16 protein-coding genes, 18 tRNA genes and 1 rRNA gene are annotated in these 23,362 nt (G+C 54.7%); 33 read left to right on the top strand and 2 right to left on the bottom strand.

Going from position 1 to position 23,362, the window contains the following annotated elements; genetic code table 11:
• Positions 1 to 2: 2 nt before the first annotated feature.
• The 10 genes from EDM56_RS29355 (at position 3) to EDM56_RS29400 (ending at position 13,255) form a co-directional block, all read left to right on the top strand.
• Entirely contained in the window at positions 3 to 983 is a 981-nt protein-coding gene (locus EDM56_RS29355) for an AAA family ATPase (protein ID WP_122921476.1), read from the top strand.
• A complete protein-coding gene (locus tag EDM56_RS29360; protein WP_122921477.1) occupies positions 980 to 1,858 on the top strand; it encodes a DUF58 domain-containing protein in 879 nt (292 codons plus the stop codon). Before EDM56_RS29355 ends, EDM56_RS29360 begins: the two co-directional genes overlap by 4 nt.
• Positions 1,859 to 1,877: 19 nt before the next feature.
• Positions 1,878 to 3,737 carry a vWA domain-containing protein gene (locus EDM56_RS29365; RefSeq protein ID WP_122921478.1) on the top strand — a complete coding sequence of 620 codons (1,860 nt, stop codon included), beginning with the start codon at positions 1,878 to 1,880 and terminating at the stop codon, positions 3,735 to 3,737.
• Positions 3,727 to 6,615, top strand: coding sequence for a VWA domain-containing protein (locus EDM56_RS29370; protein WP_122921479.1), 2,889 nt, complete (start codon positions 3,727 to 3,729; stop codon positions 6,613 to 6,615). Before EDM56_RS29365 ends, EDM56_RS29370 begins: the two co-directional genes overlap by 11 nt.
• A 533-nt stretch (positions 6,616 to 7,148) precedes the next feature.
• Positions 7,149 to 8,756 (top strand): ABC transporter substrate-binding protein, encoded by a 1,608-nt coding sequence (locus tag EDM56_RS29375; protein ID WP_122921480.1) that lies wholly within the window; start codon positions 7,149 to 7,151, stop codon positions 8,754 to 8,756.
• 194 nt (positions 8,757 to 8,950) lie between these two features.
• Positions 8,951 to 9,901 (top strand): ABC transporter permease, encoded by a 951-nt coding sequence (locus EDM56_RS29380; RefSeq protein ID WP_122921481.1) that lies wholly within the window; start codon positions 8,951 to 8,953, stop codon positions 9,899 to 9,901.
• A gap of 4 nt (positions 9,902 to 9,905) precedes the next feature.
• Positions 9,906 to 10,754, top strand: a complete 849-nt coding sequence (locus EDM56_RS29385; protein ID WP_122921482.1) for an ABC transporter permease — start codon at positions 9,906 to 9,908, stop codon at positions 10,752 to 10,754.
• 46 nt (positions 10,755 to 10,800) lie between these two features.
• Positions 10,801 to 11,808, top strand: coding sequence for an ABC transporter ATP-binding protein (locus tag EDM56_RS29390; protein WP_122921483.1), 1,008 nt, complete (start codon positions 10,801 to 10,803; stop codon positions 11,806 to 11,808).
• A complete protein-coding gene (locus EDM56_RS29395; RefSeq protein ID WP_122921484.1) occupies positions 11,795 to 12,775 on the top strand; it encodes an ABC transporter ATP-binding protein in 981 nt (326 codons plus the stop codon). The genes EDM56_RS29390 and EDM56_RS29395 overlap by 14 nt, the downstream gene beginning before the upstream one ends.
• A 30-nt stretch (positions 12,776 to 12,805) precedes the next feature.
• Complete coding sequence (locus EDM56_RS29400) at positions 12,806 to 13,255, top strand: hypothetical protein (protein ID WP_122921485.1); 450 nt, start codon at positions 12,806 to 12,808, stop codon at positions 13,253 to 13,255.
• Positions 13,256 to 13,360: 105 nt separating this feature from the next.
• On the opposite strand, the gene EDM56_RS29405 is transcribed toward EDM56_RS29400, so the two are convergent.
• Entirely contained in the window at positions 13,361 to 14,206 is an 846-nt protein-coding gene (locus EDM56_RS29405) for a metal-dependent hydrolase (RefSeq protein WP_183192646.1), read from the bottom strand.
• 101 nt (positions 14,207 to 14,307) lie between these two features.
• Positions 14,308 to 15,039: a glycosyltransferase family 2 protein gene (locus EDM56_RS29410; protein WP_122921487.1), complete on the bottom strand. Its 732-nt coding sequence runs from the start codon at positions 15,037 to 15,039 to the stop codon at positions 14,308 to 14,310.
• A gap of 198 nt (positions 15,040 to 15,237) precedes the next feature.
• On the opposite strand from EDM56_RS29410, the gene EDM56_RS29415 reads away from it, so the two are divergent.
• From EDM56_RS29415 to EDM56_RS29525, 23 genes are all read left to right on the top strand, one after another.
• Positions 15,238 to 17,067, top strand: coding sequence for a site-specific DNA-methyltransferase (locus EDM56_RS29415; protein ID WP_122921488.1), 1,830 nt, complete (start codon positions 15,238 to 15,240; stop codon positions 17,065 to 17,067).
• Between the two features lie 11 nt (positions 17,068 to 17,078).
• Complete coding sequence (locus EDM56_RS29420; RefSeq protein ID WP_122921489.1) at positions 17,079 to 19,721, top strand: restriction endonuclease; 2,643 nt, start codon at positions 17,079 to 17,081, stop codon at positions 19,719 to 19,721.
• A gap of 37 nt (positions 19,722 to 19,758) precedes the next feature.
• The gene (gene mug / locus EDM56_RS29425) at positions 19,759 to 20,265 is read left to right on the top strand and encodes a G/U mismatch-specific DNA glycosylase (RefSeq protein WP_122921507.1); all 507 of its coding nucleotides are present in this window, start codon (positions 19,759 to 19,761) and stop codon (positions 20,263 to 20,265) included.
• Positions 20,266 to 20,372: 107 nt separating this feature from the next.
• Positions 20,373 to 20,690 (top strand): hypothetical protein, encoded by a 318-nt coding sequence (locus tag EDM56_RS29430; protein WP_122921490.1) that lies wholly within the window; start codon positions 20,373 to 20,375, stop codon positions 20,688 to 20,690.
• Between the two features lie 216 nt (positions 20,691 to 20,906).
• Positions 20,907 to 20,999, top strand: a tRNA-Ser gene (locus EDM56_RS29435).
• A 4-nt stretch (positions 21,000 to 21,003) separates the two neighbouring features.
• A tRNA-Glu gene (locus EDM56_RS29440) sits at positions 21,004 to 21,080 on the top strand.
• Between the two features lie 7 nt (positions 21,081 to 21,087).
• Positions 21,088 to 21,163, top strand: a tRNA-Val gene (locus EDM56_RS29445).
• Between the two features lie 65 nt (positions 21,164 to 21,228).
• A tRNA-Met gene (locus EDM56_RS29450) sits at positions 21,229 to 21,305 on the top strand.
• Positions 21,306 to 21,382: 77 nt separating this feature from the next.
• Positions 21,383 to 21,459, top strand: a tRNA-Asp gene (locus EDM56_RS29455).
• A 21-nt stretch (positions 21,460 to 21,480) separates the two neighbouring features.
• A tRNA-Phe gene (locus tag EDM56_RS29460) sits at positions 21,481 to 21,556 on the top strand.
• A gap of 12 nt (positions 21,557 to 21,568) precedes the next feature.
• A tRNA-Thr gene (locus tag EDM56_RS29465) sits at positions 21,569 to 21,644 on the top strand.
• A 5-nt stretch (positions 21,645 to 21,649) separates the two neighbouring features.
• A tRNA-Gln gene (locus EDM56_RS29470) sits at positions 21,650 to 21,724 on the top strand.
• A 15-nt stretch (positions 21,725 to 21,739) separates the two neighbouring features.
• Positions 21,740 to 21,815, top strand: a tRNA-Lys gene (locus tag EDM56_RS29475).
• Between the two features lie 17 nt (positions 21,816 to 21,832).
• A tRNA-Leu gene (locus EDM56_RS29480) sits at positions 21,833 to 21,919 on the top strand.
• An 8-nt stretch (positions 21,920 to 21,927) separates the two neighbouring features.
• Positions 21,928 to 22,003 (top strand) — tRNA-Gly (locus EDM56_RS29485).
• Positions 22,004 to 22,006: 3 nt separating this feature from the next.
• Positions 22,007 to 22,083 (top strand) — tRNA-Arg (locus EDM56_RS29490).
• A 24-nt stretch (positions 22,084 to 22,107) separates the two neighbouring features.
• Positions 22,108 to 22,189: transfer RNA gene (locus tag EDM56_RS29495), tRNA-Leu, on the top strand.
• 7 nt (positions 22,190 to 22,196) lie between these two features.
• Positions 22,197 to 22,270: transfer RNA gene (locus EDM56_RS29500), tRNA-Gly, on the top strand.
• A 10-nt stretch (positions 22,271 to 22,280) separates the two neighbouring features.
• Positions 22,281 to 22,369 (top strand) — tRNA-Ser (locus tag EDM56_RS29505).
• An 8-nt stretch (positions 22,370 to 22,377) separates the two neighbouring features.
• A tRNA-Cys gene (locus EDM56_RS29510) sits at positions 22,378 to 22,451 on the top strand.
• A 15-nt stretch (positions 22,452 to 22,466) separates the two neighbouring features.
• Positions 22,467 to 22,540, top strand: a tRNA-Arg gene (locus EDM56_RS29515).
• Positions 22,541 to 22,551: 11 nt separating this feature from the next.
• Positions 22,552 to 22,636: transfer RNA gene (locus tag EDM56_RS29520), tRNA-Leu, on the top strand.
• A gap of 321 nt (positions 22,637 to 22,957) precedes the next feature.
• A 16S ribosomal RNA gene (locus EDM56_RS29525) occupies positions 22,958 to 23,362 on the top strand; the annotation flags it as partial.

Genomic DNA, 23,362 nt, shown 5'->3' on the forward strand with positions numbered 1-23,362 from the left:
ACATGGAGCAGACAGTGGAGCAGTGTCTCGACCGGGTTGAGCGGGTGCGGCAGGAGATCGGCAAAGTCCTGGTCGGGCAAAAGGATGTAATCGAACAGATGCTGTGGGCGGTTTTTGCCGGCGGGCATGCCTTGCTTGAAGGGGTGCCGGGCCTTGGTAAAACATTGCTCGTCAAAACGATGGCGCAAGCGTTCGAGCTTTCGTTTTCACGTATTCAGTTCACACCGGATCTGATGCCGGCGGACATTACGGGTACAAATATTTTGCGGGTCGATGAAACGGGGAAGCAGTACTTTTCGTTTCAGCCGGGTCCCGTTTTTGCCCAAGTGGTCCTCGCCGATGAGGTCAACCGGGCGACTCCGAAAACACAGAGCGCGATGCTTGAGGCGATGCAGGAGCGCACGGTGTCTGCCGGGGGCGTGACGCGCGAGCTGCCACAGCCGTTTTTCGTGCTGGCGACGCAAAACCCACTGGAGCAGGAAGGGACGTATCCGCTGCCGGAGGCGCAGATGGACCGCTTCCTGATCAAAATCGAAGTGCCGTTCCCGACCGAGGAGGAGCTGCGCGAAATCGTGCTGCGCACGACGATGGCACCGAATACACTGGTGGAAAAAGTGGCGAGCGGCGCGGAAATCATCGAGATCCAAAAGAATGCGCGCGACATTTTGGTCGCGGACCCGGTGCTGCGGTATGCGGTCCGACTGCTGGTGGCGACGCATCCGGGCGAGGCAGCGATCACTCTGGTGAAGCAGTATGTGCGCGCAGGAGCGGGTCCGCGCGGCGTGCAAGCATTGGTGTCGCTGGCGAAGGTGCGGGCGTTCCTCGCAGGAAGGTACAACGTGGCGTATGAAGACATCGATGCAGTCGCGTTGCCTGCGCTGCGCCACCGGATTTTCCTCAATTTCGAAGGGGAAGCGGGCGGGGTGCGTCCGGACCAGATCATCCGCGATATCCTCGATGCGCTCGGGAAGGAACGGTCATGAGCGGGCTTCTGGATTCCGCCTGGCTTCAACGGCTCGAACGGATGCAGATGACGACCCGCCGTCTGGCGAGCGGTGCGCATGCTGGAAAGCGTCGCTCCAAGCAGCTCGGCAGCTCGCTCGAGTTCGCCGACTATCGGGCGTATGCGCCGGGAGACGATTTGCGGCAGCTTGACTGGAATGCGTATGGACGGTCGGGGAAGCTGTTCGTCAAGCGGTTTTTGGACGAGCAGGAGCTGCACATCTCGATCTATCTCGATTGCAGCCGCTCTATGGGCTACGGGCATCCGAGCAAGCTGCACCGTTCGAAGCAGCTTGCAGCAGCGCTCGGGTATTTGTCGTTGTGCCACCTTGATTACGTATCAGTGTATGCGTTTGACCAGTCGATCCGGGGGGCAATGACGCGATTGCAGGGCAAAGCGAAGGCGGCGCAGCTGTTTACGTTCCTCGAATCGATCGAGCCGGGGGGGGCGGGCGATTTGAACGCAGCGTTGCGCTCCGGTCAGGCCGTGTCGGGCAAACCGGGCCTCTCGATCATTCTTTCCGATTTTCTCTATGAAAACGGGTATGAGAGCGGTGTCGCATTCGTGCAAGCGGCGAAACAGGAAGTGACTTTGGTGCAGGTGCTGGCGGAGGAAGAGCGGAATCCCGCATACCAAGGGGAGCTTCGGCTGCTCGACAGCGAGACAGGGAGTGCCAAGGAGATTGCATTTTCTCCGGTGATGATCGAGGAGTACGCGAAAACATTGAGCGCCTATCAAGCGCAGTTGTCCGCCTATGCGTTCGGGCGCGGCATCGCGTATGTCAGCGTAGAAGCGGAGCAGTCGCCCGAGCAGATCGTGTTCGGGATTTTCCGGCAGGCGGGCTTGATTCGATAGAGGGGAGGAAGCGGTGATCATGCAGTGGATGGCTTTAGGCAACCTGGGATTTTTGGCGATCATCCCGGTGATTCTTGCCCTGTATCTGCTCAAGCGCAAGTACGAGGATCAGGAAGTGTCGAGCACGCTGCTCTGGCAAAAGACGCTGCAAAACTGGGAGGTAACGCGGCCGTGGCAAAAGCTGCGACGCAGCCTGCTGCTCTTTTTGCAGCTCTTGGCAGCGCTATTGCTAGTGCTGGCGCTGATCCGGCCGGCGATTCCGGCTGAGGGGGCGGTCAACGACCACACGGTACTGGTCATCGATGTGTCGGCAAGCATGCTGACTCGCGAAGGCGATGCGACGCGGATCGAGCTCGCAAAGGCCGGAGCGAGAAAATTGATCGAAAATATGGGTGCCAAGCAGACGGTGACCTTGATGGCCGCCGGTCGCGAGCCGCAGGTTCTGTTATCCAAAAGCAGCGACAAGTCGGCGCTGCTGAGCAAACTAGATTCGCTCACAGCCACACTGGGTACGTCCGATTTGCGCGCGGCGCTTTCGCTGTCGCAGGCTATCGCGGCAACCGAAGCGGGCAGCGGGATCATCTGGTATGGTGACGGTGGGGCCGAGCGGATCGCGGGAATGGATGCGGGCACAGCCGGCAGCTCGTTTCGCTTTGTACAGGTGGGCCGCACCGATGAAAACAGCGCGATCGGAGCGTTTGTCACACAGCCCGGTGAACAAGGAACCGACGGGCTGCTCCGCATCGACAACTATGGAAATAAAGCAAAAACGGGCAAGGCGACCATCTATGATGGGGAGGGCAAGCTGGTCGAGACAAGCGATTTCAGCGTGGAGTCGAATGACAGCCGTTCGCTTCAATTCCACTCCCTACCGCCCGGCCCAGCGTATCGTGCGGTCATTAACGTGGATGGCGATGGCCTGACGCAGGACAATGAGGCATGGAGCGTCCCGTTTGCGGCGCAAAAGGCGAGAGCTGTACTCGTGTCACCGGAGGGCAACCGCTTTTTGAGCCAGGTGCTGAAGACGGGGGCCTTATTATCGGTCGAGACGATGGACAAGCAGCCGACCAAGGCGGACGGGGCAGCCGATCTATGGATATTCGACAGGGTGGTGCCTGATGTGCTGCCTCCGGGCAACGTCATGCTGATCGGTCCGCAGCGCAAGACGGCGTGGCTACCGGTCATCGGCGAGCGGGAGCTTACGTATGAAGTGCAGGCAGCGACAGACGAATCGCTTCTCAAGTATGTCGATTGGAAAGATGTGCACGTGGCCCAGGCTACGGCACTGGGCGAGATGCCGGGCATGCACAGCTTGGTGAAGTCGGGCGAAATCGACCTCGTGCGCAGCGGAACCATCAACAACCAGCGTGCGGTCATCGTTTCCTTTGACTTGCATGACTCCGATTTTCCGCTGCGCCCTGCTTTTCCGATCTTTATGCAAAACGCGCTTTCGTGGCTGCTGCCAAAGCAGTCGTCGCCGATTACCGGCGTCCAGCCGGGGGAAGCGGTGACGATCCCGCTAACACCGGGCGCATCGTCGCGGACGCTAGTACTGCCAGATGGAAGCGCAGAGAAGGTCGCTGCAGTGGGAAGCTCGTGGTTGTTGCAAGTGCCGCATCAAGCGGGGCTGTACCGGTTGGAAGAGGAAGTGGGCGGAGCCAAGCAGGCTCGCTATTTCTCTGTACGTCCAGCCTTGGCAGAATCGGATATTACTCCGCGGACGATGAGCGTGGCTTCCGCTTCCTCTGGCGAGCAAAAGGGCGAAGCGGCACAGTCGGCCGCCACGACGGCTGGCAGCCGGGAGCTGGCCACTTGGCTGGCTGCATTGGCGCTGCTGGTGGTTTTTGCGGAATGGAGGGTGTATCAGCGTGGGTATTAGCTTTCAACAACCGTATCTTTTGCTGCTTCTGTTACCTGCGCTGTACATGGTCTATCACTGGTGGCGGCAGCAGAAGCGGATGGCACAGGCAAGGCGGATATGGATCGCTGGCGTGCGTACCGCGATGTTTTGCCTGCTGATTTTGGCGGTGGCGGGCACACAGCTCGTCCATCCGGTGAAGGCGGAAACGGTCGTGTTCGTTATCGACCGCTCGGCTTCAATGAAGGATGACAGCCGCGCCACCGCGTTTTTGGCTGAGGCCGTCAAGCAAAAGCGAAGCGAGGATCTGTATGGTGTCGTGGCAGTAGGTGGCGATGCGGCGGTCGACCAGCCGCTCACGACAAAGGATGAGCTGCAGGCGCTAGGCGTGCAAGTCAACCGAAATGCGACCAACCTGGCCGAAGGCATTCGGCTGGCGGCGGGGATGATCCCAAGCCAGGCGCGCGGAAAAATCGTGCTGGTGACCGACGGGCTGGCTACCGGCGGTGATGTAGAGAAGGAAGTCAAGCTGGCGGCGGAGCGGGAAATCGCGTGGGAAGCGGTATTAATGCAGCAGCCGCAGGGCGATGAGGTGCTCGTCTCGTCCGTACAGGTGCCTGACCGTCTGTATGCCGGGGAGGAGTTCCCAATCAAGGTCGATGTGGACAGTACCGTGGCGACCAAGGCTACGCTGCGCCTGTATGAGGGAAACCGGGAAGCGGGCAAGCAGACAGTGCAGGTGGAAAAAGGTAAAAACCGCTTTGTTTTTGCACAAAAAGCAGTGGATAAAGGCTTTCACCGCTATCGGGTGGAAGTCGAGGCAGAGCGAGATACGCTGAAAGTCAACAACCAGGCGCACGCATTTTCTCAGGTCGCGGGCTCTCCGTCCCTGTTGATCGTTGAAGGACAGCCTGGGGCCGCGCGCAATTTGGTCAATGCCTTGCAGGCGGGAAGCATTCAGGCGGTCGTGAAAGATCCGGCCTTACTGCCCAAAGAGCTGGACGATTACAAGCAGTATGCCGGAGTCGTGCTCGCCAATGTGGATGCGACCAAGATCGGTGATGACGACATGGAGCGCATTCGTACCGCTGTCCGCGATCTGGGTCTCGGCTTGATCATGACAGGAGGACAGGACTCATTCGGCATGGGCGGCTGGTTTCATACGCCGATCGAAGAGGCGCTGCCTGTGTACATGGATTTGCGCGGCAAAGAGCAGCAGCCTTCACTCGGACTGGAGCTCGTGATCGACAAGTCGGGCAGCATGTCCGGCGACGGCCGGGGCGCGGACAAGATGGAGCTGGCGAAAGAGGCGGCGATCCGTGCGACCGAAATGCTGACCGAAAAAGATCAGATCGGCGTGATCGCGTTCGACGGCTCGCCTTGGACCGTCGTCGAGCCGCAGCCGGTCAAGGACCCGCAAACGATTCGCCAAAAGATCGGGAGCATTTATGCCGATGGCGGAACGGATATTTTCCCCGCCTTGCAGATGGCGTACGATGAAATCAAGAAAATGAAGGCGCAGCGAAAACACATCATTCTTTTGACAGACGGCCAATCCGGCCGCGATGACGACTATATGGGCCTGCTTCAGCAGATGACGGGGGAAAATATCACTGTGACTACTGTCGCGGTCGGGGACGATGCGGACACGACGCTCCTGGAAGATATCGCGCAGTGGGGAAAAGGGCGCTATTACCTGTCGACCGATCCTACTTCAATTCCGAAGATCTTCAGCAAGGAGACGGCACTAGCCAGCCGCACCTTTATCGTGGAACAGCCGCAGGTGCCCGCGCTCACCGGAGCGAGCGACTGGACTACGCTGCGCCAAGGACTGCCACCGCTGCGTGCCTATGTAGCGACGACAGCGAAGCAGACAGCGGAGCAAGTGCTGATGAGTCAAGACGATGATCCGATCCTGGCGCGCTGGCAGTATGGATTGGGCCGCGCAGTCGCCTGGACGAGCGATCTGGATGGCAAATGGGCGCCAGATTGGGTGAACTGGGCGGGCAACAGCCGCCTGTGGAACGAGATTGTCGCTTGGACACTGCCGCAAATTAACGAAGGGCAATGGCGGACAGAAACACAGCTGGATGGGACGACGGGCAAGCTGACCGTCACGCTGCCAAAAGGCGCGCTATTGCCGCAAGAACTGGAAGCGGTGGTGCTTGACTCGCAAATGAAGCGGCAAGCCATCCGCGTGCAGCCGACAGGGCCGAATGAGCTGCAAGGAAGCTTTGAGGTCGGCGATCCGGGTAGCTATCTCATTCAGATCGTGGAAAAAAGCAGCGGGAAGGCGATCTCCAGCCAGACTACCGGTCTGACCGTATCCTATTCGCCGGAGTTTGGTCTGCCGCAGGACGGCGAGCAGCGTCTGAAGGAATGGCTTGCGGGAACCGGCGGAACCTTGATCGGCGATCCTGGGGACGTGTTTACCGGCAAGCTACCGGCCAAGTGGGAAAAACAGCCGATCACAGAATGGCTGCTAGTGCTTGCTGCGTTGCTGTGGCCGGTGGATGTGGCAGGCCGCCGATTGCAGCTGCCGGATCGATTCTGGCAGCGCTTGGCCGGATTGCTCCGATTGCGCCAGACAGAGGTTGCCTCGGCGCCTCCTGTTACCGAAGGAGGTGCCGTGCTGGAACGGCTTGGCGGAGTGAAGCGGCGAACGCGAGACGAGCAGGTGACTGCAGCTGCGGCAGGAACAGCGCTGGAAGGCATGCGCAAGCAGCAAGATGAGAAGCGGAAAGCAGCATTGGTTTCACCAAAAGAAGCTGCACCTACATCCGCTGCAAAACAATCAACGGCATCTAGTGAACGAAAGCCGCAGCAGGGCGCCTCGCAGGGACAGGCGGGTGAAGCGTTCAACCGGTTGCTGGCTGCGAAGCAGCGCAAGCAGAAGTAGCAGAATGCAAAGATAGGGAAGGATAAAAGAAAAAGGTTAGGGGCCAATGCGGCCTCTAACCTTTTTTGTCCCATTCTTACGAGAGAGTGTTTCAAATAGATTTTCAAGTAAATTAATCGGATTTATTTACTTGTATAAAACAATAATTCAAAAAATATCCATATTAATATCCCTTTCTTTTATTTTTCTTTTTCTTCATCCCAATTTCCCGACTGCTGTGCAGCCCAGGGCTTCGCGGAAAAAAGCGGAAACGTTCTTGCGCCACATAGCATCCTTGAAATGCTCCCGCCGCGTAGCGTGTGGCTTTGGGGCGCAGTTTCCGGTTTTTTAGCCGGAGCCGTTCACCCCGCCCCCCAGCAGGCATAGCCAGAGCGGAGCACCGCTTTTTTCCGCGAAGCCCCTCGCCTCCCCAATAGCCGCCACAATAGCCTCCACAAAAAACTAGATAATTCCGATCAAGTTACTTGACATTATGCCAATCCTTGCTATACTAAATTCTATCAATTGAAACAACTTGAGTGGGGGAACAATAGATGCGTAAGAAAGCCGGAATACTCGCATTATTATCATCGGTCATGATTCTCGCCAGCGGCTGCGGCACGACGGAGGCGCCAAAGCAGGATGCAACAAAACAAGACGCTACTCAGCAGCCAGCAGCAGACAGCGGTACGCCGAAAAGCGGTGGCAGCCTGGTGATCGCAGTCGGGGATGACCCGCAAGAAATCAATCCGCTGTATGCCGGTGACCGTGTCACTTTGACCATTGACCAATCGTTGTTCGCGCCGTTTTTCTCGATCAACAACGGCAAAAAAACATTCGTCTTGGCCGAGAGCTTGACGCAATCGCCTGATTTCAAAACATACACACTGAAGCTGCGCGACAACCTGACATGGCACGACGGACAAAAACTGACCGCAGATGACGTAGTATTCACATTTGACAAAATATTGGATGAAAAGCAGCACAGCTTCTTCCGCAGCCTGTTCGTCTTCAACGGCAAGCCGATGACGGTGAAAAAAGTCGATGATCGCACGGTCGATTTCGTCCTGCCGGAAGTAACTGCCGCATTCGAAGGTGCGCTGGTGCAAGTTTATCCGATTCCGAAACATATATTTGAAGGCGAGGCGGACATCGAGAAAAGTGCGAAAAACCAAGCGCCAGTTGGTTCCGGCCCATTCAAATTCAAAGAATACAAACCAGGCGAGTATTTGACGCTGGAGCGCTTTGACAATTACTTTGCAGGCAAATCCTATCTCGATTCCGTCACGTACCGCATCGCGAAGGATACGAACGCAGCCAACCTGGCGCTGCAAAACGGCGAGATCAACCTGAAGTACATCGATCCGCAAGATTTCGAGAAAATCAACGGCACGCAAAAATTCAACGTGATTCCTTACTTTGAAGGCCGTCTGGCTTACATGGTATTCAACCAAAACATCGACATCTTGAAAAAGAAAGAAGTGCGCCAAGCGATTTCGTACGCTATCAACAAAAAAGAGCTGATCGAAGCGGCGTACCTGTCCACGGATTTCGCGGAACCGGCTTCGTCCATCTTGACGCCTGACACGCTGTACGCGACGCAGGACGTTGAAAAATACGATTACGACGCGGAAAAGGCGAAAAAGCTGCTGGCTGATGCAGGAGCAAGCAACCTGAAGCTGCGCCTTGCATACGTCAACTCCAACAAAGCGCAAACGAGCCAAGCGCTGTACGTACAGCAAAAATTGAAGGAAGTCGGCATCGAAGTGGAGCTGCAAGCACTCGATCCATCCGCTTTCTCCAAAAAATCGCAGGATATGAAAAACACCGATTATGACCTGTCGTTCGGCGGCTACATTATGGGCTACGAGCCAGACGCTTACAAATCTTTGTATGTCAGCACGGAAGCATACAACTACTCCCATTACAGCAACAAGGAGTTTGACGACCTGTGGGCTAAGGCTGCTGTAGAGACAGACACAGCTAAACGCGGCGAGCTGTACAAAAAAATCCAGCAAACCGCAGCGGATGAGGCGCTGATCTACCCGATCGCCTACACCAAATCGATCATCGCGATCGACAAAAAATATGGCGGTCTGGAAGAGGCTGTTACCAAACCGGTCACCATGTTTGACGATCTGTCCAAAATCTTTGTGAAATAAGAGCAGCAGAATGGGGGAAATAGGCTGATGTAAAGGTCAGCTTATTTCCCTTTTCTTATACAGATAAGAATTTATAAAATTCTTATCCAGTATAAGTGCAACCGCGACTCCGCCAAAAAGCATGGCGTAGCCAGGTTTTCTAATAAGAAAAGGCATGCAAAAATGCCGCAGCCAAGTTGCGTGGGAGGAACGACATGAGTCAAATGATTGGAAAACGGCTGCTTTCATCCGTGCCGTTGCTGTTTTTTATCGCTCTGGTCGCTTTTTCACTGGTGAAGCTGGCGCCGGGCGATCCGGTGCAAACGTTTGTCACCCCAAACATGAGCCCAGAGGATGTGGCGCGAATACGCGCGAGTCTGGGGCTTGATTTGCCGCTCTATATGCAATTTTGGATCTGGTTGAAAAATTTGCTGCAAGGCAATATGGGCTTCTCCCTCATGAACCATCGGCCGGTGCTCGATCTGGTCGTGGAGCGGATTCCGGCAACGGCGGGCCTGATGGGCGTATCTATTGTCCTGGCGCTCGTGATGGCGATTCCGCTGGGACTGCTCGCCGGCGCCAATCGGAACAAATGGATTGACAAGCTGTTGAACTTGATTTCGTATGTGGGCATCTCCATTCCTACCTTTTGGCTGTCGATGCTGCTCATCTACTTGTTCGCGCTCAAGCTGAACCTGCTGCCGAGCATGGGGATGCGGACGATCGGCGTGGAATCGACGGCGGATGTGATCAAACACGGGATTTTGCCCTGTATCGTGCTCGCGTTCGGCTTTTTATCCGTCTACATCCGCTATGTCCGTTCCAGCACGATTGGCCAGCTGAAGGAAGATTACGTGCAGCTGCAGTATGCGTACGGCTCGAGCCGATGGACGATTTTGCTACGCCATGTGTTGAAAAACGTCCTGCTGCCGATCATTACCTTGCTCGGGATGGCACTGCCCGATTTGATCACGGGTGCCATCGTAACGGAGACGGTCTTTTCATGGCCGGGTCTCGGCTCGATGATGGTGACGGCAGTGTTTCAGTTTGATTATCCGATCATCATGGGGGTTACGATCTTTTCGTCTCTTTTGCTGATTATCGGGAATTTGCTGGCTGATCTGTTGTATAGCGCAGTCGATCCGCGGATCAGGAACGGGAGGTAGCACCATGAACGCAAGAAGATGGCAAAATATCAAGCATGAGCTGAAAGAAAACCGTTTCGCTCTGACAGCGGTCATCATCCTGGTGGTGTTTGTGCTGGCGGCAGTTTTTGCTTTTGTGCTGGCGCCGTACGATCCGAACAAGATCGTGGTGCAAGACAGGCTGCAGGCACCTGGCGCAACGCATCTTTTCGGGACAGATGATTACGGGCGAGATTACTTTTCGCGCGCGCTGTTCGGGGGACGCATCTCTCTGTTGGTCGGATTTTTGGCGATGATTCTCGCGACCGGACTTGGGACGGCGGTAGGGACGATCAGTGGTTATTTCGGGGGAAAGGTCGACCAGATATTGATGCGGATTGTGGAGATCCTGATGTCGATTCCGTCCTTCCTCGTCATGCTGATTTTGAGCGTATACCTGAAGCCGGGAATTCAGAATGTCATCATCATCATCGGGGCGTTGACCTGGATGAATATCGCCAGGCTCGTGCGGGCGGAAACCTTGTCCGTCAAAGAGCGTGAGTATGTGCTATACGCCAAGGTGTCGGGTCAAAGCTCGTTTCGGATTATCACCATGCACATCATTCCGAGCATTCTCTCGACGATTATCGTCGCGGCAACGATCAACATCGCATCGGCTATTTTGATGGAATCCACGCTCAGCTTCCTGGGCCTCGGGATTCAGCAGCCGGAATCGTCTTGGGGCAGTATGCTGAACAGTGCGCAAGGCTTGATCAGCGAGGCACCGCATTTGGCGCTGTTCCCCGGTTTGTTCATTTTCCTGACGGTGCTCTGCTTCAATGTGCTCGGCGATGTGTTCCGCGTTGCCTTTGAACCGAAAGTGAACGATCGTTAACGCAACGAATGCCACACGGGATTCCAACAAGCTGGGAGTGAAACGCATGAACGAAACGATAGTGGAAGTCACCGACTTGAAAACGTCCTTCTTTACCCGGGCGGGTGAGGTGCAGTCGGTGCGCGGGGTTTCCTTTGACATCAAAAAGGGTGAAATCGTCGGAATCGTCGGCGAATCGGGCAGCGGCAAAAGCGTGATGGCCAAATCGATTTTGCGGCTGATCGCGACGACGGGCAAAATTGTAAACGGCGAAATTCGCTTTCAAGATAAAAATTTGCTGGATATGTCGGAACGGGAGCTGCGGGACATACGCGGCAACCGGATCGCGATGATTTTCCAGGACCCGATGACCTCGCTCAATCCGGTCGTCACCATCGGCAAGCAGCTGATCGAGGTAATCTGTCGGCATCGTCAGGTGACAAAAGCGGAGGCGCGGCAGCGGGCCATCGAGCTTTTGCGCCAGGTCGGGATTCCGTCACCAGAGCAGCGGATCGACCAGTATCCGCATGAGTTTTCCGGCGGGATGCGGCAGCGGGCGCTGATCGCCATGGCGCTTTCCTGTGAACCGGAGCTGTTGATTGCCGACGAGCCGACGACCGCACTCGATGTGACCATCCAGGCGCAAATCCTCGATCTGATGAAAGAGATGAGCGCCAAGACCAATACGGCGATCATGCTGATCACGCACGATTTGGGTGTGGTCGCACAAATTTGCAGCCGCGTGATTGTGATGTACGGCGGCATGGTGATGGAAAAAGGACCGGTCGATGACATTTTTTATCGTCCTCAGCATCCCTACACGCAAGGCTTGTTGAAATCGCTGCCGAAAGCAAATGGCGGCGAGAAGGAGCGGCTGACGCCGATCGAGGGCACGCCGCCCAATTTGCTAAATCCACCGCTGGGGTGCCCATTTGCGGATCGCTGCCCGCACGTGATGGAGAAATGCCGCCAGGAGCTGCCGCGCTTTGCGCAGGTTGGTGCCGATCACGAGACGCGATGCTGGCTGGGTATACAGGAGTTCAAGGAGGTGGCAGGCACGCATGGCGCAGAATGAGGTTTTGCTTGACGTGCAGCACATCAAGAAGTATTTTCCAGTAAAACGCAATCTGTTCGGGCGCTCCAGCCAACATGTCAAAGCCGTGGATGACGTGAGCTTCAAGCTATACCGCGGCGAGACGCTAGGGCTCGTCGGCGAGTCGGGCTGCGGTAAATCGACGCTCGGTCGGACGATCATTCGGCTGTATGATGTGACCTCGGGGAGCATTATGTATGACGGACACGATCTGGCCAAGATGGGCGAAGCGCAGCTCAAACCGTTTCGCAAGCGGATGCAGACGATTTTCCAAGATCCGTACTCCTCGCTCAATCCGGGGATGACGGTCTATGAGCTGATCAGCGAGCCGATGAATATTCACGGCAATATCGACGGAAAGCAGCGGCGCGCATTCATTACGGATCTGCTGGAAAAGGTCGGCTTGAAGGCGGAGCATCTGGATCGGTATCCGCACGAGTTTTCCGGCGGCCAGCGCCAGCGCGTCAGCATCGCCCGCTCCTTGGCGGTGAAGCCAGAATTCATCGTCTGCGATGAGCCGATCTCCGCGCTCGACGTGTCGGTGCAGGCGCAGGTCGTCAACATGCTGGAAGATTTGCAGCAGGAGCTCGGGCTGACCTACCTGTTCATCGCGCATGATCTCTCCATGGTCCGCCACATTTCCAACCGGATCGGCGTGATGTATTTGGGGCAGATCGTCGAGCTGGCCGAAAGCAACGAACTCTATGAAAATCCGGCACATCCGTATACGAAAGCGCTGCTTTCTTCCATTCCGGTCGCTGACCCGCGGGCACGGGAGCAGAACCGGGTGGTGCTAACCGGCGAGCTGCCAAGCCCGCTCGCTGCCATCTCCGGCTGCAAGTTCCAGACGAGATGCCCGTATGCCACGGCACGCTGCCGCGAAGAAGAGCCGAAGCCGATCGAAATCGGAACCGGGCATCAGGTGGCTTGCCATCTGTATGATGAATGAGCAACAACCGATCATGGGAGGGAACAGAGGATGAGCGTTGTACGGATTTCGCAAAATGATGCCTTGATGATTGAAGTGTTACGCAAAAATGGGATTAGCGACGAGGCGCTGCTGGCCGCTCTGAAAAATGGCGATGTCAGCTCGTTTGTGGAGATTGAAAAAGGGAATTTCGATTACACCCGCTTGGCCGATCTGGCCCGCGAGCGCTGGGACGATGTGGTGCAGGCGGTTACCGATGGCTACAAAATCACCTTCAACACGCGTAATGGCTTGAAGTATTTGCTGAATGTCAAATTTGGCGTTGTAGCTGAGACGGACTTTGCGGTGGAGGAAGAGGCGTATCACGGCCTCACATTGACCCGTGAGCAGCTGGAATGGCTACGCGCTTCGCTGGCAGGCAATTGGCGGGTCGTGGACCTTGATGAGGAAGCAGACGGCCGACAAGCGATCCGCATCGAGCTGTATCGCGGCGCACAGTAATCGCATAACATGCGAAAAAGCATTGCTGCATGGGCAATCCGACGAAATGGATTCGCTTGCGGCAATGCTTTTTCTTTTTTAAACCTTTATACCGTCTGATAACCGTTAGCGGACGAACTGCAAGACCGCGTGAATCACCCATTGCGACGATTTCATTGCGACATAAATCACCCAGATGGCTGTGCTGCATATCCAGCAAAAGCGCGTGATAAGCTTTTCCATATGACCGCCGTTATGAAACAGGTGAAGGGCGACGCGCAGGCGCGGGACCACCAGCGAGTGAATGCCTTCCTGGCCAAACAAATCGCCGACCAAATGCGACCACCAACCAATGATGAAACCGAGCGCGCTGGCATAAACGAATGCCGAACCGCTGGATGCGACCGACCACAGGCCGAGTGACAGGCAGATGGCGAATTCAGGCGTGTGAATGACCCCGCGGTGCCGGACCAGTGGCAAAATAAACAGCGCCCCGCCCAAAAAGGCGAAAAACCAATGCAGTTGATAGGCATACCAGGCGTACAGGACAAAAGCGCCGACACCAAACAGAACCAAATCTCTGATCTTGGTCAGCAAGAGGCAAAACACACTTGCCGCAAGCCAAAAAGGAAAGCTGCCGATCAGCCCATCAGGCAGCGAGATAACTGCTTGTTCAAACGGGATGCCGATCCCGAAGCGCCGATTCAAGAAGACGGTCAGAAGCAAAGCGCCTATCAGCGCGAGCACGCCTGCGACTGATTTTAGCGACCGTCTTGTTTGGGGTGAAAAGGGACTGATTACTTTGCTCGCGGTCGACGTTTTGTGATCAATGTCGGGTGCGAGCGAGCCGATCCCAACCGCGGCGACGCCGATGCCAAAGCCCACTAAGGTAAGCGTCGAAGCTAGCGGGGCCAGGCTGAGATAGGCGCTGCCCAATGCGACCCCAAGCGCTAAATGACCGGATTTGTTCACGTGTGTTCCTCCTTCTGAACGGATTCATCGCGCTTTTCGCTTGAAAACGATCTTGACTATGATAGCATGAAAAGAGGAAAAAAGAGAACGTTTGTACGCACTTATTTTTTCGAGCCGTTAATGAATGATTTCAGATCGACTGGGTGCGGCATCATTTTGGCGCGGTTGGCCCGCAGACGCTTTTCGGAGATGATCCAGGTATGGCCCGCAGAGTTTTTCCGCCGGATGGCCGCAAAATGCCATTTGCTCCCCGAGAAGATCGTAAAGCCCTTTGCCCGGCTATCGTTGCAAAAACGGTGGTCCTCACCAAGATTGACATCAGCAAACCGGACTTTGCCAAAAACGTTGCGCTTCATTACGAGCGTAGCGCCGGGCACGACGGCCACGTATTTGTTCTCGGCGTTGTAAAAGCGCAGAAGGAGCGTTTTTGAGCCGCTGAGGTACATGAAATGGGCGCGTTTTCCGACGATATCAGCATTCGTTTTTTGAAAGATTCCCATGCATTCCGTGAGATAGAGCGGCCCGTAATAGTCATCATCATCAAATTTGGCTACATAGTCGTACCTGGCTTTTTTGACGGCGAAATTCAAGCAGGCGCCGAGAGATGTCGCTTCCGGCAATTTGTAGACAGTCACGTTTTTATATCGTTTTGCCCGCTTTTGATAGTTTTCCAGCGGAAGGTCATCTTTGTTGATGACAATGATCAGTTCTTTCTTTTTCCAACGTTGGGAGTGGAAATTCTGGAACAGACGGTCGATGTACGCTGGTCTTTTCGTGCACGTAATGATGGAGACACCTTTTGTTTGCGTGCTTGCTCCTGATTTCGTCCCCATTGTCGTCCTCCTAGTAAAAAGTTGTCGTACTCTATTCGTATGAAAGTTGAGAGACAAACCAACACGGTACATGGTGGGGGCGATTCGTGGAAAATAGCAATTTCCATTTCATAGAGGCGTATTGGTTTTGACGTGCACAAGGCCCGCGTATGGTAACATGAGAGAAAGCGAACGGCAGAAGAAGGAGTGTTTGAAAACATGGTCGATCGATTGCAGCTATCCGCAGGAGAGGTTTTGGCGAGCCGCATCGCACAGCTCAAGGAGCTGTTTCCCGAGGCGGTGAGCGAGGGCCGGATCGATTGGGAGAGGCTGATGCAGCTCGCAGGAGAACAGGGTGACGCGGGTGCCGAGCGCTACGGGCTTGGCTGGGCCGGCAAAAAGGATGCGGTCCGGACGCTCCAGATACCAAGCGTGGCGACGCTTTTGCCTCATCCGGATCAGTCCCTTCGGTTTGACACGACCAAAAATCTGGTCATCGAAGGCGACAATCTGGAAGTCTTGAAGTTGCTACAAAAAAGCTATTACGGCAAAGTCAAAATGATCTATATCGATCCGCCTTACAATACAGGCAATGACTTCATATACGCTGACAACTATCGCGATAGTTTGCGAGACTATTTGCGCTATACCGGACAAGCTGATGAAGAGGGCAATCCGCTTGCCGCCCGTGCGGACAAAAGCGGACGTTACCACTCCAACTGGCTTTCCATGATGTACCCGCGTCTGTTTTTGGCGCGCAATCTGCTTACCGATGACGGCGTCATTTTCATCAGCATCGATGAGATCGAGCATGCCAAGCTGCGCCTTTTGTGCGACGAGATTTTCGGCGAGGAGAACCATGTGGCAGATTTCGTCTGGCAGAAGAAAAAAGGCGGTGGCAACGATTCTAAGTATGTTGCGGTGGAGCATGAGTATATCGTCATGTACGCCAAAAACGAGGGTCATCTGCATGAGCTGTTCGAACCGTACAAGCCGGAATACTTGGCCCGCTATCGCGAGGAAGACGAGCATGGCCGGTATTATTGGGATACGTTTAAGCGAAAATCAGGCAAGCAGTATTATCCGATCGAGTGTCCAGATGGGACGGTGCTTTCGCATGATGAGTTGGGCCAGCCCATTAGCTGGCTGCGTTCGGAAGCGCGCTTCCGCGATGACTTGGCCAAAGGCGAGGTGCGGTTCGTACAGACGCACAACGGTTGGTCAGTTCAATTCAAGCAGCGGCTGCCGCAAGGGAAAAAGCCGCGCAGCCTCTTCCTCGAGGAGTCCGTGCTGACACAGCAAGGAACGACGAGCGACGGGAGCAATGAACTGCTGCACTTGTTCCGGCAAGAGCTTTTCCCCAATCCTAAGCCGGTTTCGCTGATTAGCCATCTGCTCGGCTTTAGTGTCGGCAAGGATGATCTGATCCTCGACTTTTTTGCCGGCTCGGGTACCACTGGGCATGCGGTCATGGCGTTGAACAAACAGGATGGCGGCAATCGCCGCTTTCTTTTGGTGCAGCTGCCGGAAGCCACGGGTCGAGACGATTTTGCCACGATTTCGGCCATTACTAGAGAACGGCTGCGCCGCGCTGCGGACATGATGGATCAAGAGGATGGCGGAGAGGGACAGGACCGCGGCTTCAAAGCGTTTTCGCTAGCGTCCTCCAATTTCAAAATTTGGGACAGTGCCAAAGCTGCGCAGACCGAGGAAGAGCTGGCCGATCAGCTTCGGCTTTTTGCCGACCATGTCGCCGCAGAGCGCACGGCAGAGGATATGCTTTACGAGATTTTACTGAAAGCAGGCATCGAGCTCACCACTTCGATCTACGCGGAGACGGTCGGTGGAAAAACGATTTATGTGATCGGTGAAGGTGATTTGCTCGTTTATGTGGAGTCTGAGATCGGAAGCGAGCAGGTGGGAGCGATCATCGCGCGAAAGCCGGCGCAGGTCATCTGCCTGGATGAAGCATTCGGCGGGAATGATTCGCTCAAAACCAATGCCGCGCTCGAAATGAAATCGCACGGCATTGCGTTTCGCACCGTGTAGGAGTGACGAACATGAAACTACAATTCGACAGTCAGCAGCAGCACCAGCTGGATGCGATCCAGGCGGCGGTTGAGCTGTTTGACGGTCAGCCGCTGTCCCGGGGGAATTACGAGGTGAACCTTGACGCGCTGGCAAGCGGGATGCTGTCCGAGTGCGGGTATGGCAATCAGCTGGCGATCGATGAGGAAAGCATTCTCGCCAATGTGCAGCGCATCCAGGCGAGAAACGGACTATCTGCAGCGGAAACGCTGGATGGCATGCATTTTTCCATCGAAATGGAGACGGGCACAGGCAAAACCTATGTCTATTTGCGGACGATCATGGAGCTGCAGCGAAAATATGGCTTTACCAAATTCATTATCGTTGTCCCGAGCGTGGCGATCCGCGAAGGGGTGCTGAAAAATTTACAGCTGACCCGCGAGCATTTTCTCGCCCTCTATGAAAATCAACCCTATGACTACCATGTCTATGATTCCAAGCGTATCTCGTCGCTGCGCCAGTTTGCCCACGCCGACAAGCTGCAGATCATGGTAATCAACATCGATGCGTTCAACAAAAAGGAAAACAACATCATTCATAAGGAAAATGACCGCTTGTCCGGACGAAAGCCGATCGAGTTCATCCAGGCGACACGGCCGATCGTGATCATCGACGAGCCGCAAAACATGGAGTCGACGCAAGCCAAAGTGGCGCTCGACAGCCTTGATCCGCTTTGTACGCTGCGCTACTCGGCGACCCACCGTAACCTGTACAACCTTCTGTATCGCCTCGATCCGGTAAAAGCCTACGACTGGAAGCTGGTCAAACGGATCGAGGTGGACTCGGTGCTGGATGATCCGGATTTCAACCAGCCGTACATTCGGCTCGACTCGGTGGAGACGACAAACGGCAAGCTGGTCGCTAAGCTGTTGATCGACGTGCAAAAAAGCGGCGGGCCTGAAAGGAAGCTGGTCTCGATCAGCAAAACGGGGACAGACCTCCATCAGCTGTCAGGTGAACGGGAGCAGTATCGCGGGTTTGTGGTCGATCAGATCGACTCCGCAACCAAGACCGTCACCTTTGCAAATGGTCGTCACATCCAATGTGGACAAGAATTTGGCGGGCGCACGGATGAGCTAATGCGTGCCCAGATTCGCGAAACGGTCAAGGAGCATCTGGAAAAAGAACTGCGCATTCAGGAGCTTTTGCCGGAGGGAAGAAGGCTCAAGGTGCTCTCGCTGTTTTTCATCGACAAGGTGGCACATTATGCCGATGAAGACGGGAAGATCAGACGGTGGTTCGTAGAGGCTTACCGCGAGCTGCGCGAAAAGCCGCGCTATGCGGCGCTGCAGCTGCCGGATGAAAATCTTGTACACAACGGCTATTTTGCGACCGATTCACGCGGTAAGGCCAAAGATACGAAAGGAAACACGAAGGCGGACGACGATGCGTATGAGCTGATCATGCGCGACAAGGAACGGTTGCTTTCGCGCTCAGAGCCACTGCGCTTCATTTTCAGCCATTCCGCGCTGCGCGAGGGCTGGGACAACCCGAACGTGTTCCAGATTTGCACGCTGAATGAAACCCGTTCGGAGCTGAAAAAACGGCAGGAGATCGGGCGAGGCTTGCGTTTGCCGGTGGATGAGACGGGCAATCGCGTTTTTGACAGCAGCATCAACCGGCTGACGGTCATCGCCAATGAAAGCTACGAAGATTTCGCCGCCGGCTTGCAGCGCGAAATCGAGGAGGAGTGCGGGGTGACGTTTTCGAGAGAGCGGCTGGACAACAAGCGGCAGCGCAAGCAGCTTCGTCTTGTCTCCAAATGGCGCAGCAATCAGGATTTCCTCGCGCTGTGGGAGCGAATCAAGCAGCGGACCCACTATCGCGTGGAGTATGAGTCAGAGGCCCTGATCCGACAAGCAGGGGATGCGATCAGGCAGATGCCGCCGATTACAGCCCCACGTATTCGCACGCAGCGACACAGCATCGAGGTGACGGAGCGTGGTGTCGTCACGCAGATGCTGGCTGCGCGGGAGCAGCGGGTCGAGCCGGAAATAACCGGTCCTGTTGCGGTCCCCGATCTGATCGGCTATTTGCAGCGGGAAACGGAGCTGACGCGCCGCACGATCGCTGATATTTTGATTCAGTCGGGGCGTCTGGCAGATGCGTTCGTCAATCCGCAGCAATTCCTCGATCAGACGGCACGGGAGATACGAGCAGCCATGACCAGGCTGATGGTGGCTGGGGTCAAATACGAACGGATCAATGGCAGCGAATACGAGATGCTTTTGTTTGAACAAAATGAAATTAGCAGCTACCTCTCGCGCGCCATCGACGTGAAGCATTCGCTTTACAATGCAGTCGAGTGCGACTCCGAGGTGGAAAAGCAGTTTGCGCTTGAGCTGGATGCTCGTGAAGACGTCTCTTTCTTTCTCAAGCTGCCGCGCTGGTTTAAGGTGGATACGCCGCTAGGAACATACAATCCCGACTGGGCCGTGGTCAAACGCGAGAGCGGGGAAGAGGCCAAGCTGTATCTCGTGGCGGAAACGAAAGCGACGCTTGAAGCGGACCAGCTGCGCGACAGTGAAAATCTCAAAATTACGTGTGGTCAGGCTCATTTTCGCGCCTTGGAGGACGTACAGTTCAAAAAGGTGAGCCATGCGGAGCAAATTTGATCGGCACTCGAGTGGGAAAGGAGGGGGCTGAATGAAAATGACCGGGATTCCTGATCATCTGGCTGAAGGGCTGCGCATCTTGTTCGTCGGGTTTAATCCGAGCCTGAAATCGGGCTTAAGCGGCCATCACTACGCCAACCCGCACAACCGATTTTGGAAGATTCTCCACCAGTCGGGACTGACGCCGCGCCTGTACCGTACGGAAGAGGACGGCGACCTACTCGAGCTGGGTTACGGCTTCACCAACATCGTCTCCCGACCGACGCAGAGTGCGGCAGATATCACCAAGGAGGAGTACGCAGAGGGCAGACGGGAGCTAAAAGCTAAGATTGAAACCTACTGCCCCCAAATCGTCTGCTTCGTCGGCAAAGGCGTCTACGAGCAGTACAGCGGCAAAAAAGACATCCCATGGGGCCAGCAAACAACCCCGGTCGTCCCCGGCACCACCGAATTTGTCGCCCCATCCTCAAGCGGTTTGGTAAGAATGAAGCTGGAGGAAATCGTAGAAATCTACAAAGGACTAACGAAACTACTGAATCAATAGGGAAAAAACCGGCCTTGAATGGCTGGTTTTTTCTTTTTTTTTAATCCTCACCCAACTAGAATAGCTGGCTAACTAGAACCGAAGCACCGTAAGGATTTTTGAAAAAAGTGGCGCGCAGCCTTGGCGATGCCATCCAGGCCTTGCAAAAAAATGAAAAAGATTATGCGCATTGGAACCTCGCGTTTACTGTGGAGCAATTGGAGGCGGCGGGCTTTCGCATCGTAGAGCAAATGGAGGAATTCCCTGCATCGCGTTATTACGATACCGGAGCGATCGTCTATTACTTGAAGGCGATCCCGTGGCAGGTACCTGATTTTACGGTGGAGCGATATTTGGATGCATTGTGCGACATACAAGAGCGGATCGAGGCGGATAGCCATATCGACATCCCCAGCCATCGGTTTTTCATTGTCGCACAGAATTAGAAATGTAACGGCAGATGATCATGAGAAAAGCTTGTTTTCTGCGGCGTGAGAAGATGAGCCTTCTCTCGTGTGGATTGGCATTTTGCAATGTTTTTATAAAAAAGTTTAGCAAAGCTATTGCTTATTCAAAAAAAGTATGCTAGATTTAAATTCCTGAAGTTGATACAAACACTTGCCTGATAGGCTAACTCTTGTTAGGGCTTCAAGGAATCATATGGATGGATGTCCGAGCGGCCGAAGGAGCACGATTGGAAATCGTGTAGGCGGGGACAACTCGTCTCGTGGGTTCAAATCCCACTCCATCCGCCATCATGGCCCGTTGGTGAAGCGGTTTAACACAGCAGCCTTTCACGCTGTCATACAGGGGTTCGAATCCCCTACGGGTCACCATTTTCACGGAGGCTTAGCTCAGCTGGGAGAGCATCTGCCTTACAAGCAGAGGGTCGGCGGTTCGATCCCGTCAGCCTCCACCATTATAAATACATAATTTGCTGCGTTTTTGCGCATTATGTATACCGGATCAATTCACGGTCATCGTCGCGGGGTGGAGCAGCTCGGTAGCTCGTCGGGCTCATAACCCGAAGGTCACAGGTTCAAATCCTGTCCCCGCAACCAAATTTTCTACTTGCATGATCTGGGAGTAACACCTTGCTCAAGTAGAATCGTAGTGCCTGTAGGGTGCAACCAAATATGGAGCTGTGGTGAAGTTGGAGTTCACGCCGGTCTGTCACACCGGAGGTCGCGGGTTCGAGTCCCGTCAGCTCCGCCATTTATGGCGAATATAAAATATGGCTCGGTAGCTCAGTCGGTAGAGCAGAGGACTGAAAATCCTCGTGTCGGCGGTTCGATTCCGTCCCGAGCCACCATATCATGAATGTGCCGGTGTAGCTCAATTGGTAGAGCACCTGACTTGTAATCAGGGGGTTGTGGGTTCAAGTCCTATCGCCGGCACCATTTTTTGGGGTATAGCCAAGCGGTAAGGCAACGGACTTTGACTCCGTCATTCCTAGGTTCGAATCCTAGTACCCCAGCCATTTTTCTCTTAGTGAGAGCCATTAGCTCAGTTGGTAGAGCATCTGACTTTTAATCAGAGGGTCGAAGGTTCGAGTCCTTCATGGCTCACCATTTTTTAAAAAGAATATGCGGTCGTGGCGGAATTGGCAGACGCGCTAGATTCAGGTTCTAGTGGTGGCAACACCGTGGAGGTTCAAGTCCTCTCGACCGCACCAAAACATATGCGGACGTAGCTCAATTGGTAGAGCGTCGCCTTGCCAAGGCGAAGGTCGAGGGTTCGAGACCCTTCGTCCGCTCCATATGTGCCCTTAGCTCAGCCGGATAGAGCGTTTGACTACGAATCAAAAGGTCGGGAGTTCGAATCTCTCAGGGCACGCCATTTTTTAAAATGAATATTGTATGTGCCGGTGTGGCGGAATGGCAGACGCGCGCGACTCAAAATCGTGAGGGAAACCGTGGGGGTTCAAGTCCCTTCACCGGCACCACATATTTGCGGGTGTAGTTCAATGGTAGAACTCCAGCCTTCCAAGCTGGTCGCGTGGGTTCGATTCCCATCACCCGCTCCATTTTTTTTGCGGAGGGATACCGAAGTGGTCATAACGGGGCGGTCTTGAAAACCGTTAGGCGGCAACGTCACGCGGGTTCGAATCCTGCTCCCTCCGCCATAATATTCGGGAGTATAGCCAAGTGGTAAGGCACGGGTCTGCAAAACCCTTATCCCCGGTTCAAATCCGGGTACTCCCTCCAGTTGCAACTATATATGTCTCAGTAGCTCAGCCGGATAGAGCATCCGCCTTCTAAGCGGACGGTCGGGAGTTCGAGTCTCTCCTGAGACGTGTTCCTATTTGCGGTCGTGGTGGAATTGGCAGACACACCATCTTGAGGGGGTGGCGGGGCGACCCGTGCGAGTTCGAGTCTCGCCGACCGCACCATCCTATATTATTGAAACTCTTGCTTTCAGTAACCAGAAAATAACACTGGACATCACGGTAACAACGTGATATTCTGATATTCCGGCCTCAGAGATGAGGTTCGCGAATGAAGTGAGAGTGAAAAAACAACTGAAAATTTCAGTTGACACAGTGGTTTGAAAGTGATAAAGTTTTAAAGGTCGCCACTAAACGTGAGCGGCACGAAAAACGAAATGCTCTTTGAAAACTGAACAGCGAAAGCGAAAAGATAACGTGATTGTCCAAGTGACATCACATAATGTAACAAGCCAAGCAAGTCTTGGAATCAGCTTCAACTCAACTTTAATGGAGAGTTTGATCCTGGCTCAGGACGAACGCTGGCGGCGTGCCTAATACATGCAAGTCGAGCGAGTCCCTTCGGGGGCTAGCGGCGGACGGGTGAGTAACACGTAGGCAACCTGCCTGTAAGACTGGGATAACATAGGGAAACTTATGCTAATACCAGATAGGGTTTTGGATTGCATGATCCGAAACGGAAAGATGGCGCAAGCTATCACTTACAGATGGGCCTGCGGCGCATTAGCTAGTTGGTGGGGTAACGGCCTACCAAGGCGACGATGCGTAGCCGACCTGAGAGGGTGACCGGCCACACTGGGACTGAGACACGGCCCAGACTCCTACGGGAGGCAGCAGTAGGGAATTTTCCACAATGGACGAAAGTCTGATGGAGCAACGCCGCGTGAACGA

This window comes from Brevibacillus fluminis (assembly GCF_003710825.1).
GTDB classification, from domain to species: domain Bacteria; phylum Bacillota; class Bacilli; order Brevibacillales; family Brevibacillaceae; genus Brevibacillus_D; species Brevibacillus_D fluminis.

Bases quoted from the DNA above. Each gene is read 5' to 3' on its own strand.
- EDM56_RS29355 (WP_122921476.1), top strand. From the start codon at position 3: ATGGAGCAGACAGTGGAGCAGTGTCTCGACCGGGTTGAGCGGGTGCGG.
- EDM56_RS29360 (WP_122921477.1), top strand. From the start codon at position 980: ATGAGCGGGCTTCTGGATTCCGCCTGGCTTCAACGGCTCGAACGGATG.
- EDM56_RS29365 (WP_122921478.1), top strand. From the start codon at position 1,878: ATGCAGTGGATGGCTTTAGGCAACCTGGGATTTTTGGCGATCATCCCG.
- EDM56_RS29375 (WP_122921480.1), top strand. From the start codon at position 7,149: ATGCGTAAGAAAGCCGGAATACTCGCATTATTATCATCGGTCATGATT.
- EDM56_RS29380 (WP_122921481.1), top strand. From the start codon at position 8,951: ATGAGTCAAATGATTGGAAAACGGCTGCTTTCATCCGTGCCGTTGCTG.
- EDM56_RS29385 (WP_122921482.1), top strand. From the start codon at position 9,906: ATGAACGCAAGAAGATGGCAAAATATCAAGCATGAGCTGAAAGAAAAC.
- EDM56_RS29390 (WP_122921483.1), top strand. From the start codon at position 10,801: ATGAACGAAACGATAGTGGAAGTCACCGACTTGAAAACGTCCTTCTTT.
- EDM56_RS29395 (WP_122921484.1), top strand. From the start codon at position 11,795: ATGGCGCAGAATGAGGTTTTGCTTGACGTGCAGCACATCAAGAAGTAT.
- EDM56_RS29400 (WP_122921485.1), top strand. From the start codon at position 12,806: ATGAGCGTTGTACGGATTTCGCAAAATGATGCCTTGATGATTGAAGTG.
- EDM56_RS29410 (WP_122921487.1), bottom strand. From the start codon at position 15,039: ATGGGGACGAAATCAGGAGCAAGCACGCAAACAAAAGGTGTCTCCATC.
- EDM56_RS29415 (WP_122921488.1), top strand. From the start codon at position 15,238: ATGGTCGATCGATTGCAGCTATCCGCAGGAGAGGTTTTGGCGAGCCGC.
- EDM56_RS29420 (WP_122921489.1), top strand. From the start codon at position 17,079: ATGAAACTACAATTCGACAGTCAGCAGCAGCACCAGCTGGATGCGATC.
- mug (WP_122921507.1), top strand. From the start codon at position 19,759: ATGACCGGGATTCCTGATCATCTGGCTGAAGGGCTGCGCATCTTGTTC.